This is a genomic window from Rapidithrix thailandica (assembly GCF_039710355.1).
GTDB classification, from domain to species: domain Bacteria; phylum Bacteroidota; class Bacteroidia; order Cytophagales; family Flammeovirgaceae; genus Rapidithrix; species Rapidithrix thailandica.
The window spans coordinates 63,528-81,621 of sequence record NZ_JBDKWZ010000015.1 but is presented as its reverse complement, the minus strand read 5'-3'; the positions used below and the strand labels follow the sequence as shown (position 1 = coordinate 81,621).

Sequence of the window (18,094 nt, the reverse complement as noted above, 5' to 3'; positions counted from 1 at the left end):
AACCTTATAAAAAGAAAAAGGTTGCCAAAAAGCGTCCGGCAACCTTTTCTATATTCCAAACTTGAAATTCACAATACAAATTACTTACCGGCTAACCCGGCCTTTGCCCTATTGAGTTCCTTTACGATATTTTTCAATTGATGCACATGCCTTTGGGTATGGAACACATTAAAATAAATCCATTCCAAACGGGTAAATGCTCCGTATTCGGGAATGGCAAAATCCAAACAGGTTACGGACAAATCGGCTTCTTCAAGCACTACCTGAATTTGCCGAATCCTGGTTTCCAAAGAGGCAATCATTGGAGCCTTCTCAAGAAGGCCTTCGGAAGGGACAATCGCTTCCGGTGAGTCCATTTTAATATCAAAATTCAAAAACAAGGTTTTAACCTCCTCTACTTTTTCATCTATAGGCCTTTCGGTTGGTTTTACTTTTCCGTTCAACACTTCTGCAACCCCATAGGATTTTAATAGGTGTTCACCTACTTGTCCGGCAGTCCAACTGCCTTCAAATGGCACGGTGTTGAGTTGTTTTTCACTGAGTGAGGAAAGTATTTGTAACAGCTCTTGTGTAGTCTGTTCAAATTGATGGATAAGTTCTGTATGCATAATACATGGGTTAAAAAGTATCCGTGTCAGTACTGGCAAACGGGATCGTGTCCGGCCGCTATTATTTTAAAAACTTTTAGAACTCTATTTTCCTTCACACCAAAACAAGCGTTGGTGATTAAAAAACTTCTCTAAAAATTCAATCGGACGGTACTGACAGATATCGCTTAGTCTTACTTAATGAATCCCGTCTTACTATCCAAAGAGGGTCTCGATGGCAGGCATCATTTCAATCTAAAATCTCGCAACGTATACCTTGTTGGGTTAAAGTCGCGATAACTTCCGAAAATATATTTTTTGTCGTTTCTACTCTGAGAATTTTATCACAGTCTTCAAGGTCAAAGTTTATTTCACAGCCCGGAAAATGCCGGAGCAATTCGCTTATGATCTTTTGGGCCAGCTTTTCTTCTTGAACATCTGTTTTAAAAACTTCAACCATGCGTTACAGTGGCTTGTTCAGATAAATCTTTGATTTTTTCCAGCGCTTTTTCCCAGGTAGAGTTAAACCAATCGATATAACTTTCATCGGTCACTTGTTCGATAGTAAGTTGTACATGCGCTCCCTTTTCCGTCAGAAAATAGCTTTCCTTAGTCCCTTTCCACTTTTTGGCTTCTTCTCCTTCAAAGTCTTCTTCTCCTTTCACCAACACTCCCAAATGCTCAATAGTTATTGCTTCATAAGGTTTGTGTAGTTCTACACGGCTTATCAAACCATCCCCTTCCGGAGATTTGAAAAGAACACGGCTCCCCTCCTTCCAGTCATCAGTTTCCGCATAGGATCCTTCCATGAAAACGGAGGCCCATATACGGTAGGTTTCATCTTGCAAAAGCACCTTCCAAACTTTTTCTTTGGAAGCTTGGATAGTGATAGATAGATTTAAGGTTTGTCTGTTCATGGTTGAAATAAATTTTATAGTTAAGCAAAGTGTTTGGTTGTTTCTTCTTGAGGAAGAGGGGTAGACAAACGGTGGTAAGAAAGATAAGAAGCAGCCAATATACCCAGAGCAATTACCGGAAACAGCGTTTGAAAGCCAAAGCCATCGACTACCCAATGGGCAATACACGCGGAGATAAAGTTGATACCAAAGCCGGCATAGGCCCATTCTTTGATGCGGGCGGGTACCATTGGCAAAATCAATGACAAGCCTCCAAGAACTTTAAACACAACCAATTCCACCCTAAAGTAATCCGGATATCCAAGATGCCTGATCCCCTCCACCGCTAGTTCGGTATGTGACGTCAAAGCCGGCATTATACTTTCAAACAAAAAAATAAGTCCTGTTGTAATCCAAAATAGAATTCTAGCATTTTTCATAATTCCTCCATTTTCAATTGTTATTATTCTCATAATTAAGCATCCATACTTTTCCGAACCGGTCTTGTACTACTCCGAAAATCGCTCCCCAAAACTGCTCCTTCAACGGTTCTATTACCTTTCCACCGAGAGACAGTTTTTCAAAACATTGCCGGGTTTCCTCTTCCTCATCAAAATTCAGAGAAATAGAAATATCATTCCCGGGTTTGTACCCTTCCGGAGGAGTGATGTCCGTAGCCATTAACACGAGAGAGCCATTGGCAAGCATAGAATGTAAAATCTGATCTTGAATACCCTCAGGACATTGTGCAGCCATAGGGCTTTCTCCTATGGTTTGAAAGCTAAGCTCCCCTCCCAAGCACTCTTGGTAGAAATTCATCGCTTCTCTGCACTTGCCATTGAAACATATGTAGGGATTGATTTGTATCATGGTTTTGATAAAATGAATGTGAATTGATTATCGAAAATACCATTTTAAAGGTAATATATAATTTACGATTTTTCTATTATTTTTCTCCAACACTCACTTCAACTTTATCTGTAACGGGAACATTTAAAAAGGGAGGAATCATCGAAAGCAACCAATCGGTTTGCTCCATCACTCCGGTATGCGTTGTACCGGGCAATATGGCTAAACGGGCATCTGGCAAGCCTGTTATATCTCCCATTACCCCGCCTCCTAACAAGCGAAACATTTCAACCGTATGTTCGGGTCTGATCACATCGGCATCGCCAAGAATCAACATGGTGGGCGATTGAATAGAGCGGATGGACTCGGCTGGCCAGTTTTGTGGGGTTTCATCCAAGGTTTTCAACTTCTCCACCAAAGCGGGCCAATCTCCGGGGCGGGGAGCTAATTGATCGTATTCTTTTTTAAACGGGGTGTCTTTAAACATTTCAGGAGTGATGGTCGATATCATTTTTAGCAATTCGGGATACATGCCTTCCGATTGATAAGTAGCAGAAGCGACTACCAGTTTACGCACTTTCTCCGGGTGCCGTATCGCCACCTGAAGAGCCGTTCCCCCTCCCATACTATAACCGAATATATCTGCTTTTTCGATGTTGAGATACTCCATCAGTGCAGCCACATCATCGGCCATAAACTCATACGTAATCGGACGGTCTATGTCTGCAGTTCTTCCATGCCCTTGCATTTCCGCCAAAATCACTTGACGACTTTCGGAAAGGGCAGCAATCATCTCATCAAATGCCTTGTGAACCGTCATATAAGCTCCGTGCAACAAGACGATAGGTTGCCCTTTGCCATACACTTCATAGTATATTTTCAACCCGTTGACAGGAGCATACCCAGTAATAGCCTCCGGCTTTTTCACTGAAGAATGAGCGTTTTGTTGGGCCTTTGCCATATACCCTCCCGACATTGCAATGAAAAAAAGAAAAAGGTTGGCCCAAAGTGATATGGGATTATAATTAATGGTTTTCATGGTTCTCAACTAAAGTTTTAATTCTATTTTGAGTAAGGTGTTGCTTTGTGAAGCAATTGGAATGTTTGTTTAAGGATCATAGTAGCCCAGCCATCACCTCTTCAAGGTTTTCACAGAAATTATAATCCAAAAGGCGGATAAACTTTCTGCCGAAAACCTTGATAAGGTGAAATTGAAAAGGCCAATAACCTTAGTAATCAACTTGCTTTGAAGCACTTGAAGTTAGCCCATTTATTTTGAAAGGAGCATCGTAAAATTTTACATTTCACTGTCAAAACGGTTTACCGTAAGTGCTTACCGGAAAGAATAATTGTTAGGACCGGATGGTAATTCCGTACAGCCTTATTTCACTGCGCTTGGGTCCATCCACATAATCTCCCAGATATGTCCGTCCAGATCGTTAAAACTTCTGCCATACATAAAGCCATAATCTTGAGGATCTCTCACTTCTGTGGCTCCGGCATTCAAGGCTTTCTCAACCAGTGTATCGACTTGTGCTTTACTATCGGCCGAAAGACAAGTAAGTACTTCAGAGGTTTTCGAAGCATCGGCCACCTGCTTGGGTGTGAATTGCTTAAACTTGGCATGAGTCAATAACATTACATAAATATCCTCTGACACTACCATGCATGCAGTCGTCTCATCGGAAAACTGATCGTTAAACGAATAGCCGATTTGATTAAAAAATTCTTTGGATTTATTAAGGTCTTGAACGGGTAGGTTTACAAAAATCTTGGTTGCCATAAATTTAAATTTTGAATTTTTGAATGATTTGTAAAGCAAAGGTATTGGCAAAAACCCTAACATATACTGTGTAAATACGACAATATGAGGGGTTGATCGCGACAACAATTCTCAATAACTTAGCGACAGCCAATACGGTGGCAGAATACATCCAACGATGTATAAAAATCGAAACGGATAAAAGCAATTGGAAAGTGACCGGAAAAGCGTAAGTGAAGTGGGTTATACTGATATGAAAGTCTTCTGCGATGTATTACCGGAGTGCCTCCTTTGGAATACCGGAACAAGGAAGTATTAATTTGAAGGGTGGAGGGATTGAGAGGATTGAGGGGAATATACTCATGTTGTTGTACTTCCGGGAAAATCATAGGATTGACGGTCGACGACTTCGTTTCAAAAATCTTTAGAAGAAACCTTGGAAAAAAGCATTTAATAGCGGATTTTTGGTTGCCAGTCAACGGCTTTTAATCGAACCAGTGTGGAATTGAAATCTGGTATGAAGTACTTATCAAGCACGAAATGACCGACTTTTAATCGAACCAGTGTGGAATTGAAATGCATCCCATTACTTCGTAATTCCACAATTTGCGACACTTTTAATCGAACCAGTGTGGAATTGAAATAGAGCAACTGACTACGCTAGTGTAATCTCCCAAATCTTTTAATCGAACCAGTGTGGAATTGAAATCTCCATGTGATCGGACTACCCGACCGGATTTGTTTCTTTTAATCGAACCAGTGTGGAATTGAAATACCTTATTCACATTCACATAAGACACTCCGGAGTTACTTTTAATCGAACCAGTGTGGAATTGAAATATCTTCGCCCATCCGTTCATTGAAACACTAAAAAAGCTTTTAATCGAACCAGTGTGGAATTGAAATATCATAGCCACAAAGATATAGTTTTTTAAGTTTGTCCTTTTAATCGAACCAGTGTGGAATTGAAATTTGAGCTATTTATTTGCTCATCTGCACAATCGGCAACTTTTAATCGAACCAGTGTGGAATTGAAATTAAACTTATCGTCCGGAGGCAAGTTGAAAAATAGTACTTTTAATCGAACCAGTGTGGAATTGAAATACGACTTATCACCGTTGTATTTCTCCAAAACGGAGCTTTTAATCGAACCAGTGTGGAATTGAAATCTGAAGCCACTGAAGCCACTGAAAGCGGAGACGTTCCTTTTAATCGAACCAGTGTGGAATTGAAATAAAGTAGGGGACACCCAACACTACTTAGGTCGATATCTTTTAATCGAACCAGTGTGGAATTGAAATATAAACCAAGAGGGTCGGATTTCTTCAATAACTCTGCTTTTAATCGAACCAGTGTGGAATTGAAATAGGGGAATTGGAACCCGCTGATCAAAAAATAACGCCCTTTTAATCGCACCAGTGTGGAATTGAAAGATAACCCTTGAAGAGCTTCAAAGGCTCTTCAAGGGTTGTAGGAGAAGTGACGGTCTCCCCATTACTGGCTTAACTTCGGCCAGTTTTCATAGGCCTTTTTGGTCAATGATTTTTCATCGGCAAGCCAGACTTGCAAAGCATCCACTTCTATGCTGTTCAAAAACAAATACAACTTTCCGTTTCTCACTAAAAACTTGTTCGGGTCTGTTCTGAATTTTGCATTAATGGCCACCCCCGTGGCACAATATCCTCCAAATTGCGGTAGGTATTTTCCAGGATTCGTATCAAATTTCTTTTTTTGTTCCGCATTGACAAAAAAGTATTTTACCTCCTCGTATTCCGACATATAATCCTTATCTCCTCTTTGAGCCAAGTTCAAATCCAAATAGGAAACAGCGCTGTAACCATTTAGAGCAATCTTACTGTCATCAATATTGAACTGGGCCTTGTCTTGAGCCATCAGGCTATAAACCAACAACCCAAAAGTAAAAAAAGTGAGGATTCCGGTTTTTAATAGCGTTTTCATTAGTTTATCATTTAAAGGTTTTTACTGATTTTCACTAAGGGCAACTACCCAATACACTACGACTGCATTTGCCCAATAATAGTAGGTATCCAGCCTCCCTGAAACCTGAACAAGAAAGGCATCTTCAGGACACTGAAAAAAACCTGGGAGAAATAAACCTGATTTTCATCTTTCCCGGAGTTATGCTTTGAAATACTGCTCTTCCACGATTTTCCCATCAGCCCATACCGAGCGGATGATCTCATGCCATATAATCTTACTACCGTCTTTCATCTCAAAGTCAAAGGTGAACTCTGCAAACGAAACATTGCCACTTAGGGAAGAATGGTGTAAAGTGATATCATTGACAACCTCGATAGCTCCGGCAAAATTTTGCATTTTGCTGAGCATTGCCGCTTTGTCTTGGGTTGCTGTACCATCAAAGTCCTTGGTATGGGCTTGGGGGGCAAAATATTTCTCCGTAGCCTCTACAATTTGCCCTTGTTTTACCATCTGATTTTTTGCCGAGAGAAGTTCATGAAGCGATTGTTCCATAATTCTTTTTTTTAATGTGAATGATATAAAACAAAAGTACCCCGGTCCTCTCAGGAAAAGGCTACAAAATCACCCCCAAAGAATGGACTTTTTAGAAATTGGTTTGATAAGCCGTAGGTGTTTGTCCCGTATTGCGTTTAAAAAAGACCGAAAAGTGATTAGGTTCTTTAAATCCTAACTCAAAAGCAATCACATTCACAGCCCTTTGCGCTTGTAGCATGTTTTTAGCTTCATTCAGAATTTTTTCTTTAATCAATTGGTGTACGGTACGATCCAACTGTTGATGAAGCTTCTTTGACAAATTCTTCACCGACATATGTAGTTGCCCGGCATAAAAAGCCATAGTATGATGCTCTTTGTAATGAGCATCAATCAATGACAACAAATCCCGGACGAAGGTATCCCGTTCGTCTACCTGGTAATTTTCTCTGAATTCGTAAGGAGTTTTCCGGGTATGCAGTTTGAAAAAGCGGTTGAAGTAGTTTGGGTCTGAAAAGCCCAATTCATAAGCGATTTCCTTGGTGGTCCAAGCGGTAAAAACCACTTTTCGCTGAGCTTCCAATAACAATTTGTCTTTTGTCAACTTTACCACCGTCCGGTTCAATTTCTCCTTCGTCAGCAACTTTATCCGGTACGACTTTTCTGCCAGTTTTTTAGCAACCCAATCCATGGAAACAGGCTCCCTGTACCTATCGTCTACAATATCTTTCAGGTCAAAAAGCAAATGGGTTTCCTTTTGGGAAGTGTTGAAGGGATTCAGCGCCAGCCAATGCGTAATTGCACGATTTAACAAATATGTATTTTGATGCTGTACCTCAGGCTCCTCATAAAATAATTTGGGATGATTCACATCAATATACCCCAGACTTATCAAATGTTTAAATAAAAATCTCGAATCATAAACATCCTGTACTTTCTCACCGGAGAATTCCAAAATCCGTATTTGATACTGTCCGGCTAGCAACCGGAAGTACTGTCCAGGAGATAAAAAGAGGGCTTTTCCGGCAGCGTAATCATAGTTGCTGAAATCCACTTGAAATAGCCCCTTACCACTTTCCAAAACCAGAATGCTATGATTTTGGAAAAGGTAAATTTTGTTTAATTCCGGCGAAAAAGACTTTTCGGATAACATTTTTATCAATTTCTCATTTCTTTTGGGAACTAGTTTTCTTGTACTGCTTCCCGGAAGTAAATTTACTTTTTTGGCCATCCCGGTTTTGTTTCCCAAAAGACAAATACAGTAGAAAAGGTAGGACAAAAGAAGAATTTTCTATTTTTGTGCGTTTTTTTAATTTCTGAAAACAGAAAGAAAATCTTCTTTTGTATACGATTTACACTCTATTTCTTTTAAAATAACACTCCAACCGATACCCTTACTACCATGAAAAGTACATCTCACTTTCTTTTACTTCTGTTTCTATTGATTTCTGTCAAGGCATTTTCACAAGGCCCTCTAAGCAACTATGAACTGGGGTACTTCTTTGATGCAAACGCACAGATGATAGACGGTTATTTCGATGTAGACTATGTTCCTCAAAAATCGTTGGAAGTTGCTTATACGCTTGGCAAGGATTATACGCCCGGATATTATTATGACTTGGGAAACAATAAGATTCAAGGATTTTTAAAATATGCTCAATACAATACTTTTTTTCAATTCCGGTCTTATAAAGAGGGCATTGAAAAAACCATCAAACCCAAAGAATGCTCTTCCTATGTCATCGGAGTAGATTCCTTTACGGTGATTGAGAATTTCACGGTAGAAAGGCAACTGACCAGTGCCCAGTCAAACAAAAGGGAGTTTGCCGAAGTAATGGAGCAAGTCGGGAGCCTTACATTTTACAAACATATCAGAGCCGGGGCCAGCAATGTGGTGACAACATACCTCGTCAAGGCGGATTCTTCAAATGCGTATATTAGTTTCCCTCAAAAACCCCTGAAATTCAAGAAGGTGGCCAGTGCCGTTTTTGGTGAGTACACATCACTTAAAGAACGGATTGAGGCAGGACACTATACGTGTGAAGACGTTCCCGTATTGATCAAGTTGTTAAAATATAAACGCAAGCATGACCGGAATGAAAAAATATACTTTAACAAAGCCTGGGATGAAGTAAATGAACCTGAAAAGGCTTTTTATTATGCCCTCACCGAATCGGTAGAGGATTCTGTTTTTCATCAGAAATTTTATTTCAATGACGGAACGCTCATTTATGAAGGGGATTTCACCTCCTTTTTCCCTCATAAGCGAAAAGGAAGATTCTCTTGGTATTATCCCGATGGCTCTCTCCGGAAAAAAATGCAATACTATAAAAATAAACCTCTCAGAGGCGTCACCTACCATCCTAACGGGCAGGTTCACCGTGAATTCCGATTCATGAAAGAGGAACCTGTCTATGAACTTGTTCAAAACCTTGACGGGAAAAATTTATTACACAGCTCCGGTCGTGGAATCGAAACCTTTTACGATTCCATTGCCCAACGACAAATCACGTATGAGTTTGAAGATTTCAAGATCAAAAATGCATATTTTCAGGATGAAAACGGCAAAAAAGTGTATCAGACCTGTAAAAGGAACGCTAAAATCATAGGCTTTAAAATATTTCAAAACAGACTATCAAAGGACCTTAGTTACCCGGATAATGCATTACTGAAAAATATACATGGATATGTATTCATAAAATGTATTGTGGAACCTGACGGATTGGTTTCGGATATTCAAATCTTAAAAGGGCTTACTCCGGATTGTAACCGTTTAATTAAAACGTTTCTATCAAAATCTACCACCGAAGTTCATTGGAAACCGGCAAAAGTCAGAGGGAAGAATGTAGCCCAGGAAGTAGTCCTTCCCGTAGACTTTTCGATCAAAGGTTTTTCCAGGTACAGAAATCACTATTGGACGCACGATAATCATTGGATGCATCACCATTATCACACGGTGCCTATGCCTACCATTACAGTGCCTGCGGGATTCTAATTCTCCCTACTTGTTATCACTGACAAAAGCAAAAAACTCTTTTCTCTTGTTTTTTAGTAGCTTGGCAACTAAATAGCATCTATTGCAAAAAAAGAAGAAACCAACTCATGACTTTAAAGGATTTCGAACAGGAAATTAACCCTACCATTGTAGAAAGGGGGTTTGCATATTTCACAGAGAACGTTGTAAATAACCTGGATAAGGTAGCCCCCGGAATGTGGCTGGCACAGGTACATGGCTCGGAAGTCTATACCGTAGAAATCAGAACTCATCGAACAAAAATCAAGAGTTGGAGCTGCGACTGTCCTTATGATGGCGGCCCGGTTTGCAAGCATGTCACGGCTATGCTATACGCCATAGCAGAACAAATGGATTTGGATAAAGCCGGTCCTTCCCAAAAGGGAGGCAAGAAAAGAATGGGGAACAAAGAAAAGATAGAGGAAATCCTCAATAAAGCCTCCCAAAAAGACTTACAAGCATTTATTCTCTCACAATTCAAAAAAAATCTCAATTTAAAAAATGCCTTTATTGCGCATTTTGCAGAGCATTTGAGTGAAGACCAAGAGGAAAAATACCGATTAATTGTTCGCAACTTATATAAAGTAGCACAAGGCAGGAGAGGCTTTGTGGAATACCGCTCTGCCAATACATTATTTTCCTCGCTGAACGAGCTGGCCCAAAAAGCGGCCAACATGCTTGTCAAAAAGAACCTTACCGAAGCCTTGATCATTTGCAAAACACTGATCGAGGAAGTTCCGGTAATGTTACAAAATGCCGATGATTCCAGTGGCAGAGCCAGTGATGTTATCCATAATACATGGAATACTATCCATCAGTTGACAGAGCAAGCCCCTCCTCTGATGAAAGATGAATTGTATGCCTATTGCCATTCGGAATACCCAAAAGAAAAATACAAGGATCTCAGGCATCTCTTTGTAGACCTGATGATTAAGTTGATTTCCACCGGGGAACAGGAAGAACAATTTTTAGCACTTATCGAATGCCAAATCGAAAAGGAAAAAAGTAACCCAAACCATTTCTCATCGGAGTATAAAATCACTCAATTGCTCCTGACGAAATTGGACTACCTGAAACGGCTTAAAAAGGCGGAAGAAATCGTTATTCTATTGGAAAACAACAAACAATACCCTCCAATCAGAAAGGTATTGGTAGAACAAGCCCTTGCCCGAAAAGATTTTGAAAGGGCTAAAGGCCTTTGTCAAAAGGGTATTGAAATTGCCCGGGAAAAACAACATCTCGGAACGGTAAGAAGCTGGCAGCAAACCCTGCTGGAAGTTGCCGTAGCGGAAGAAAACATTCCCGATATCCGCAAAAAAACAAAAGAATTGTATTTAGCTTCTCCCCATCACCACTTTGACTATTACCGGAAATTGAAAGCGACTTATTCCCCAAAAGAATGGCCTGCTCAGTGTGAAAATATCATTAACACCATCACTACCAGCATAAACTCCTACGATGTCATCTACCTACTGGCTGCCATTTATATAGAAGAAGGCTACCATGAGCGGCTTTTAAAACTTATACAAAAACAGCCCAAGTCACTCACCCTAGTAGATTCCTATGCACAACACTTGCAAGATGCCTATCCGGAAGAATTGCTGGCCTTGTACGAGAGTAGTCTGAAAGCTCATGCAACTAATACGGGGAGAAATATATACAATGAAGTTGTAACCGTTTTGGAAAAGGTCCGAAAGATCAAAGGCGGACAAAACATTGTAGAACAATTAGTATCGTACTTCAGGATGGAATACTCCAAAAGAAAGGCCATGATGGAAATACTGAACAAGTATTTTCCGGAAATTCAATAAGAAGAAGAGAATATATGCCCTATTTTTAGTCGATTGCATCTTCCTCAAAATTTATTATATGAAAGAGAAACCATCCGTTAAAAGCCATCCCTCAATAAAAATTGGGATGGCTTTTCAGTAGGCTGTTTATCGTTTTTTTAATCTTCTTTGGAAATCAAGCCTTTCATATCTTCCGAAAGCTTGTCCAACTCTTGATCGATGGCAACTGTCTGACTGGCTATTTCATTTTTGAATACCTCCAGATTCTCGTTGGTCACGGTTTCTACTTTTTGAAGTTGGCTTTCCAAGTTGTCTTTTTGCATGGTTAGCTTTTCTTTAGTGCCTTCCAGTTGTTGTTTCAGCTCTTCCTCTAACTCCTCTGCTTGCAACTTTTCTTCAAGCACGGCCAATTTTTTTTCCACCTTGAGGATAGACGCATTGATGTCAGAAACAATCTCTTTCTTTTGTTCCATTAGTTGAGCTTCCAATTCTTTCATATCATCTTTTTTTTCCTCGTTTTGCTGAGGACTACAAGCAAAGACGAAGAACATAAGCACACTGCTTAAGATGGCTGTCATAGACTTTACTGAATTCATGGTTTTTCAAGTTTAGTTTATAAAAAATAATATACCTGTTTAAGATATCCCTTTAAGTACTACAAGATTCTTGCTAATGCCGGTCGGGGAAACACATACATCAGTTCCTTTTGCAGGCTTCTCCGGAGTCCTTTGTTTTGGCCTTTCTCTTCTATTATTCTACTGACCCAAGCAGCTCTTCAAACATTTATGAATCCAATTTCATAAGAAGCATCCGATGCACTAACTTTGAAAGCGTTTTTTTAGTAATTCCTTTCGCTAAATACCAAAATATTCTTAAAAACACAAGCCAGGGAAATTATTTATAAACAATTGAAATTCAACCTATTTCATATAAAAAAATTAAACCAACAATGAAAAAAATCGTCAACAGTGAGAAAGCGCCTGCACCGATCGGTCCTTATAGCCAAGCTGTAATGGCAGGAGACACCTTATATGTATCCGGCCAAATTCCAATCAACCAAGCCACGGGAGAGTTAATTTCCGGTAGCATTCAGGAAGAAACTCATCAGGTAATGCGCAATTTGCAATACATCCTGGAAGAAGCAGGCTTGTCGTTCGACCATGTGGTTAAGTGCTCGATCTTTGTCAAAGATATGGGTAACTTTGTGGAAATCAACCAGGTATATGGGGAATATTTCAACACTCAGGCACCGGCCCGCGAAACTGTGGAAGTAGCTAGATTGCCTAAAGATGTGAATGTGGAAATTTCGTGTATCGCAGTGCGGTAAATACGGGAAGGTAATTTTCTTTAATTAAATAAATGCACTTACTTCCAGTCAAAAAAAGAACTTTGGTGCTCCCGTACTCGCACAAAGAGGCAATCCGGCAATTAATGCGATGTACAATTACGGACTATTCAACTCAAAAAGCGGAGGTGGATAGTCCGTTAAAGCTTTTTCATGGAAATATCCGGGAAAACGCCTTCACCCTTTCCCGGAAAGTAAAGGTTCCCAGCAATTTTTTACCCCTGATCAAAGGGAAGTTTTCGGATACCACTACCGGATCTTTATTGTTTGTACAGTATCAACTTTTCTACAGTACTAAAGTCATTTTGGTAAGCAGCTGCGTATTTTCCTTATTTTTCACCTTGTTATTTCTTCTTTGGGGTACCAACCCTCTGTATTGGATTTTTGCCCTCCTTACAGGTCTGATCAATTATTGGGTAACATTGATAAATTTCAATAAACAAGTAAACATTTGCCATGAAGTATTGGAAAGAGCCTTGTTCAACAGCCCATAGAATATTTTCACATGCTTATTTACTATAACTTCACCCCCATGATCAGAATATCATCCCGTTGTTCTGCACTCTGTTGATGGTTGCGCAGTCTTTTTTCCAACTGAGATTTTTGTTGGGCCATCGGCAATGTATTGATTTCTTCTAAAAAGGTTTTGAATTGCCGGGAACCGATTTTTTTATACTCCGGGTTATTTTGATCGGCATATCCGTCCGAAGTTAGGTAAAGACGGGTTCCCTTTTTAAGGACCAGTTCGTGTTTGGTAAACGACTTGTTCTGATAGATCAAGCCTCCTATCGATTTACGATCTCCTTTGATCACTTCCACTTTATCCTTTATGGTATAATACAAAGGTCTTTTTGCTCCTGTAAAAGTCACCTTCCGGGTGTCGCGATCCAGGTTTTCAATAATACAAAGACATACGTCCATTCCATCCCGGTTTTCCGTTTCGTATTGTTGCAAGGCCCGGATAATCCGCTTATCTAATAATTCCAAGATACAATCCGAGGCATTGATTTTCCGGTGGTTGACTATTTCGTTGAGCAAGGTATTGCCAATCATGGACATAAAGGCCCCGGGAACCCCATGCCCGGTACAATCCACGGCAGCCAACAGGGTTTTGGCAGGAGAATTTTGATTTGCCGGAAGGTGCGAAAACCAATAAAAATCTCCGGAGACAATATCTTTGGGTTGGTAAAGGATAAAATAGTCATCTATCGCTTCCGCAATGGCTTTAGGATCGGGGAGAATGGCAGCCTGAATCGTTTGTGCATAATGGATACTGTCAGTGATATCTTGATTTTTTTCCAGCACAAGAGCATTCAGTTGTTGTAAATCCGTTGCCTGCCGTACAATCTCTTGTTTTTGCTTCCGGATACGCCTGCTGATTACGAAAAAGCCCAATGTCATAAGAATACAAAACACACTGATGCCGGACACTACTAACAATTCTTTTTGAAACTGACGCACGGTTTCTTCCTGTTCGAAGCGGACCCGTTCCAAATGCTTCTCGGCCAAAAGTTGTAAGGAATCTTTCTCTGACAAGTGTTTTCGCATTCTGTCTATCAAGGCCTGCGTCTGTTCCTGCTCAAAAGAAAATTCTTGTTTCCGGGCATTTAACAGGCTTTGCAAACGCTCCAAATACGACAAAAAATAAGCCCTCTCCGAAGGGGTCAATGCCTGACTCAACTCCAAAGCCCCGGCCACTTCCTCGATCCGTTGGTGAATTAACGTGATATCCAACTGCTCTTGCTCCTCCATTTGTTTCAACAACTCTTTTATGGCTGAAAAATCCATGACAATATCCTGGGATTCACCGGGTTTCGCTTCGGTATTTTGTTTGTCAATAGTAGCAAGCCCCGTTACCGTTTCTTTCTTTTGAACAGGGGCAAGCACAGGCTCGACAGGGACGATTGCATTCTCCCGTACATACACTCGAATGGCATGTGTGCCGGAGTCCACTCTCACCACTTGAAATTCTTGAAAATGCAAGGTTCCGGCTATCGTTTCTCGGTTCCAATTGAGTAAGGTACCATCATTGCCGGTTTGGAATACACGGTGATTGACCGTCACTTCTTTGCCGGCCACCGGTTCACCCTTTTCGGATAACACTACCCACGGTTTGGAAGGATTTGATGAAGGCAGGAGTTTGATTTTTGCAAAACCAAAATCGTCTAAAAAAGAAATATTTTCTCCGGGTATAGTTTGTTGATTGACGAGCAATTCAAAAGGTTGAGCAAAATTAAATTCCGGAGAAACTTTCAAATGAAAAACTCCATCGCTACCCGTTATTGCTTTCAATTGTTCTTTTTCTTGTCGGAATATCACTTCAATTTGTGATTGAGGTAATTCCATTTCATCTGTCACCAGACCATTCATCAAGTAAACTGTCCTAGCCAGCAATACATCGAGTTCTTTTCCACGAACGCCCCATCGTTTGATCCGGTAGCCCCTTCGCTCCACCTCCATCGCTTTGGGGCTGGAAGAAAGGTCTATCTTAAAAAAGCCTTCTGCGTCTGTAGTCACGGTTTTGAGGTTCACTTGAAGCGTTGTCAGTGCAGCAGCCCCTCCCGTTTCATAAGTCGCCCGGCCATGATACTCCTCTTGGCCTCTCACTTGACTATAAACACAGCAAAGTCCTGCTATCCAAACAAGAGAATAGAGAATAAATGAAGCATTGCCAAAACGATTGGTGAAAAAGAAATTCAAGAATTGAAAAGTTTAGTTTATTAGTTTAATTGTATTTGTTAAACCCTTCAGAGGATCTTAAAAGCCGCATTTTTCAGCCATCTAATTTTCAAGCAGTTGCCAAGTACTCAAATGCTTAAAGCCATTTTGAACGGATGCCCCGGAAGAGATATCATTTTACTACAATCTTAAAAATTATTCTTTAAAAAACATATTATTAAGGCTATCATTAAAGTTAATTTCCTTCTTTAAAAATGAAGTGAATTAAACTTTTTCCTTTTCCTGAAAAATGTTTCAAAAAGGCCTCCTCTGTGTTACTTTTTTCAACAATAGCTTTGGCTATTCTTTTCAAAAAGTGTCTTGACGAGCCGGTTTTGATTCCATGTTCGGTCAAAAACCATACGTGTAAACCACTTCAACTTATACTTTTCCCCAAAACCGCTCCCCTGACCAAATACCCTGATTGCAGGGAATTCACTGTTTCAGGGTTTATGAGGCTACCACACAGACCTGTTCAAAAAAACAATATGACAAAACTGCATGCAATACAGGTGAAATTCCGTAAATTACACTTTGGAAAAATCTATTCTAAACAAATTACACCCGGGGTTCTTCTCACAGCGAAAGTCCAATGAAATAAGCAGGACTTCTTAAGAATTTAGTTGAAAAATAAGCGATAAATGTTATTTTTGCAGGTGTTGAACTATAATCTATGGAAGAGAATAAACAAAACTATTCAGCTGGAAATATTCAAATCCTTGAAGGATTAGAGGCAGTCCGGAAAAGACCTGCCATGTACATTGGTGACATTGGGTTTAAAGGTTTACACCACCTGATCTGGGAGGTAGTGGACAACTCCATTGACGAAGCCATGGCCGGGTACTGTACGGAAATTCATGTAGAAGTGCATGAAGACAATTCTGTATCTGTCACAGATAATGGCCGGGGGATTCCTACGGATATCCACCCCAAAGAAAAGAAGTCGGCATTGGAAGTCGTAATGACCGTTTTGCATGCCGGGGGAAAATTCGACAAAGATACCTATAAAGTTTCCGGGGGATTGCATGGTGTAGGGGTTTCTTGTGTGAACGCACTTTCCAGTGACATGAAAGTCACGGTACACCGGGATCATAAAATATTCCAACAGGAATATAAAATCGGTAAACCTCAATACGATGTAAAACAAATCGGAGAAACGGATATCACCGGTACCACGGTACATTTTTGGCCGGACAATTCGATCTTCACCGTTCATGAATTCAATACGGAAACGATCGTTTCCCGTCTTCAGGAATTAGCCTATCTCAATGCCGGCATCCGGATCAAATTGACGGACCACCGCGAGAAGGATGAAAACGGAGAAGCTTATCACGAAGATTTCTTCTCGGAGGGAGGTCTGAAAGAATTTGTAACGTACTTGGACTCTACCCGTACCACACTCCTGCCCGAGCCTATCTATATGGAAGGGATGAAAGGCTCTATTGCCGTACAGGTAGCCTTGACTTACAACAGCTCCTACTCTGAGAATGTACATTCTTATGTAAACAACATCAATACTCACGAAGGCGGAACGCACGTTTCCGGTTTCCGTAGGGCTTTGACCCGCTCTTTGAAAGCGTATGCCGAAAAGTCCGGCTCCCTGGACAAAGTAAAAGTGGACATTGCCGGAGATGACTTCCGTGAAGGACTGACTGCCATAGTCTCGGTCAAAGTACCGGAACCTCAATTCGAAGGCCAAACCAAAACCAAACTCGGAAACTCGGAAGCCTTAGGCGCAGTGGATTCTTGTGTGGGAGAAGTGCTTAATATCTACTTGGAAGAACATCCGAAAGAAGCCAAGTCCATCGTACAAAAAGTGATCGTTGCTGCACAAGCAAGACATGCTGCCCGCAAAGCCCGGGAAATGGTACAACGGAAAAATGTGCTTACCGGAACCGGCCTTCCCGGTAAACTGTCTGACTGTTCGGAAAAAGATCCGGGCAGATGTGAATTGTACCTGGTAGAGGGAGACTCTGCAGGAGGTTCGGCAAAACAAGGCCGTGACCGGAATTTCCAGGCCATCCTGCCTTTGAGAGGTAAGATCCTCAACGTGGAAAAAGCTCAGGAGCATAAAATTTATGATAACGATGAGATCAAAAACATGATCACTGCTTTGGGGGTATCTTTCGGCACGGAAGAAGACGAAAAAGCCGTGAACATGGAGAAGCTTCGTTATCATAAAATCATCATCATGACGGATGCCGATGTGGACGGAAGCCACATCCGGACCTTGATCTTGACGTTCTTCTTCCGGTATATGAAAGACTTGATCGAAAACGGTTACTTATACATTGCGCAACCTCCTTTGTACTTAGTGAAAAAAGGAAAACAAGAACGCTATTGCTGGAACGATGACGAGCGGGATATTGCCGTGAAAGAACTGGCGGGCGAAAAAGAAGCCAATGTAAATATTCAGCGTTACAAAGGTCTTGGTGAGATGGATCCCGAACAACTGTGGGCCACTACCATGAACCCCGAAACCCGTACCTTGAAACGTGTGGACATAGAATCGGCGGCAGTAGCAGACCACTTGTTCTCTATGCTGATGGGTGATGAAGTGGCGCCAAGAAGGGAATTTATTGAGAAGAATGCCAAATACGCCAACTTGGACGTTTAGGTAATCCTTCATTATATATGAGAAACCTTCCGGGCTTTAGCACCC

General features: G+C 40.8%; 17 protein-coding genes and 1 CRISPR repeat array. Of the genes, 5 read left to right on the top strand and 12 right to left on the bottom strand.

Translation table 11 applies throughout. The features are described from left to right. Positions 1-80: 80 nt before the first annotated feature. The 10 genes from AAG747_RS22030 to AAG747_RS21985 form a co-directional block, all read right to left on the bottom strand. Positions 81-608 carry a DinB family protein gene (locus tag AAG747_RS22030; protein WP_346823397.1) on the bottom strand — a complete coding sequence of 176 codons (528 nt, stop codon included), beginning with the start codon at positions 606-608 and terminating at the stop codon, positions 81-83. A 431-nt stretch (positions 609-1,039) separates the two neighbouring features. Beyond that, a complete protein-coding gene (locus AAG747_RS22025; protein ID WP_346823396.1) occupies positions 1,040-1,504 on the bottom strand; it encodes an SRPBCC family protein in 465 nt (154 codons plus the stop codon). 20 nt (positions 1,505-1,524) lie between these two features. Beyond that, complete coding sequence (locus tag AAG747_RS22020; protein WP_346823395.1) at positions 1,525-1,923, bottom strand: DoxX family protein; 399 nt, start codon at positions 1,921-1,923, stop codon at positions 1,525-1,527. A 13-nt stretch (positions 1,924-1,936) separates the two neighbouring features. Then, complete coding sequence (locus AAG747_RS22015) at positions 1,937-2,353, bottom strand: VOC family protein (RefSeq protein WP_346823394.1); 417 nt, start codon at positions 2,351-2,353, stop codon at positions 1,937-1,939. Between the two features lie 76 nt (positions 2,354-2,429). Next, positions 2,430-3,371: an alpha/beta fold hydrolase gene (locus AAG747_RS22010; protein WP_346823393.1), complete on the bottom strand. Its 942-nt coding sequence runs from the start codon at positions 3,369-3,371 to the stop codon at positions 2,430-2,432. A 342-nt stretch (positions 3,372-3,713) separates the two neighbouring features. Then, a complete protein-coding gene (locus tag AAG747_RS22005) occupies positions 3,714-4,115 on the bottom strand; it encodes a VOC family protein (RefSeq protein WP_346823392.1) in 402 nt (133 codons plus the stop codon). A gap of 119 nt (positions 4,116-4,234) precedes the next feature. Further along, positions 4,235-4,483 carry a hypothetical protein gene (locus AAG747_RS22000; RefSeq protein WP_346823391.1) on the bottom strand — a complete coding sequence of 83 codons (249 nt, stop codon included), beginning with the start codon at positions 4,481-4,483 and terminating at the stop codon, positions 4,235-4,237. Between the two features lie 93 nt (positions 4,484-4,576). Next, positions 4,577-5,527: direct repeats of the CRISPR family, unit length 30 nt; unit sequence CTTTTAATCGAACCAGTGTGGAATTGAAAT. Between the two features lie 61 nt (positions 5,528-5,588). Further along, entirely contained in the window at positions 5,589-6,053 is a 465-nt protein-coding gene (locus tag AAG747_RS21995) for a YHS domain-containing (seleno)protein (protein WP_346823390.1), read from the bottom strand. 180 nt (positions 6,054-6,233) lie between these two features. Next, entirely contained in the window at positions 6,234-6,587 is a 354-nt protein-coding gene (locus AAG747_RS21990; RefSeq protein ID WP_346823389.1) for a hypothetical protein, read from the bottom strand. 91 nt (positions 6,588-6,678) lie between these two features. Further along, positions 6,679-7,797, bottom strand: a complete 1,119-nt coding sequence (locus AAG747_RS21985) for a helix-turn-helix domain-containing protein (RefSeq protein WP_346823388.1) — start codon at positions 7,795-7,797, stop codon at positions 6,679-6,681. Positions 7,798-7,968: 171 nt separating this feature from the next. On the opposite strand from AAG747_RS21985, the gene AAG747_RS21980 reads away from it, so the two are divergent. Beyond that, positions 7,969-9,561 carry an energy transducer TonB gene (locus AAG747_RS21980; protein ID WP_346823387.1) on the top strand — a complete coding sequence of 531 codons (1,593 nt, stop codon included), beginning with the start codon at positions 7,969-7,971 and terminating at the stop codon, positions 9,559-9,561. 107 nt (positions 9,562-9,668) lie between these two features. Beyond that, positions 9,669-11,390, top strand: a complete 1,722-nt coding sequence (locus tag AAG747_RS21975; protein ID WP_346823386.1) for an SWIM zinc finger family protein — start codon at positions 9,669-9,671, stop codon at positions 11,388-11,390. A 137-nt stretch (positions 11,391-11,527) separates the two neighbouring features. Here the strand turns inward: AAG747_RS21975 and AAG747_RS21970 are convergent, their stop codons facing one another. After that, on the bottom strand, positions 11,528-11,965 hold the full coding sequence (locus AAG747_RS21970; protein WP_346823385.1) for a hypothetical protein: 438 nt from the start codon (positions 11,963-11,965) through the stop codon (positions 11,528-11,530). A gap of 353 nt (positions 11,966-12,318) precedes the next feature. Between AAG747_RS21970 and AAG747_RS21965 the strand changes: the two genes are divergently transcribed. Together AAG747_RS21965 and AAG747_RS21960 are read left to right on the top strand one after the other, a co-directional pair. Then, positions 12,319-12,696, top strand: coding sequence for a RidA family protein (locus AAG747_RS21965; RefSeq protein WP_346823384.1), 378 nt, complete (start codon positions 12,319-12,321; stop codon positions 12,694-12,696). A 32-nt stretch (positions 12,697-12,728) separates the two neighbouring features. Further along, positions 12,729-13,208 (top strand): hypothetical protein, encoded by a 480-nt coding sequence (locus tag AAG747_RS21960; protein WP_346823383.1) that lies wholly within the window; start codon positions 12,729-12,731, stop codon positions 13,206-13,208. Positions 13,209-13,230: 22 nt separating this feature from the next. On the opposite strand, the gene AAG747_RS21955 is transcribed toward AAG747_RS21960, so the two are convergent. Continuing rightward, positions 13,231-15,414 carry a PP2C family protein-serine/threonine phosphatase gene (locus AAG747_RS21955; RefSeq protein ID WP_346823382.1) on the bottom strand — a complete coding sequence of 728 codons (2,184 nt, stop codon included), beginning with the start codon at positions 15,412-15,414 and terminating at the stop codon, positions 13,231-13,233. Positions 15,415-16,105: 691 nt separating this feature from the next. Here AAG747_RS21955 and gyrB point away from each other — a divergent pair. Continuing rightward, positions 16,106-18,049 carry a DNA topoisomerase (ATP-hydrolyzing) subunit B gene (gyrB, locus tag AAG747_RS21950; RefSeq protein ID WP_346823381.1) on the top strand — a complete coding sequence of 648 codons (1,944 nt, stop codon included), beginning with the start codon at positions 16,106-16,108 and terminating at the stop codon, positions 18,047-18,049. Positions 18,050-18,094 lie beyond the last annotated feature (45 nt).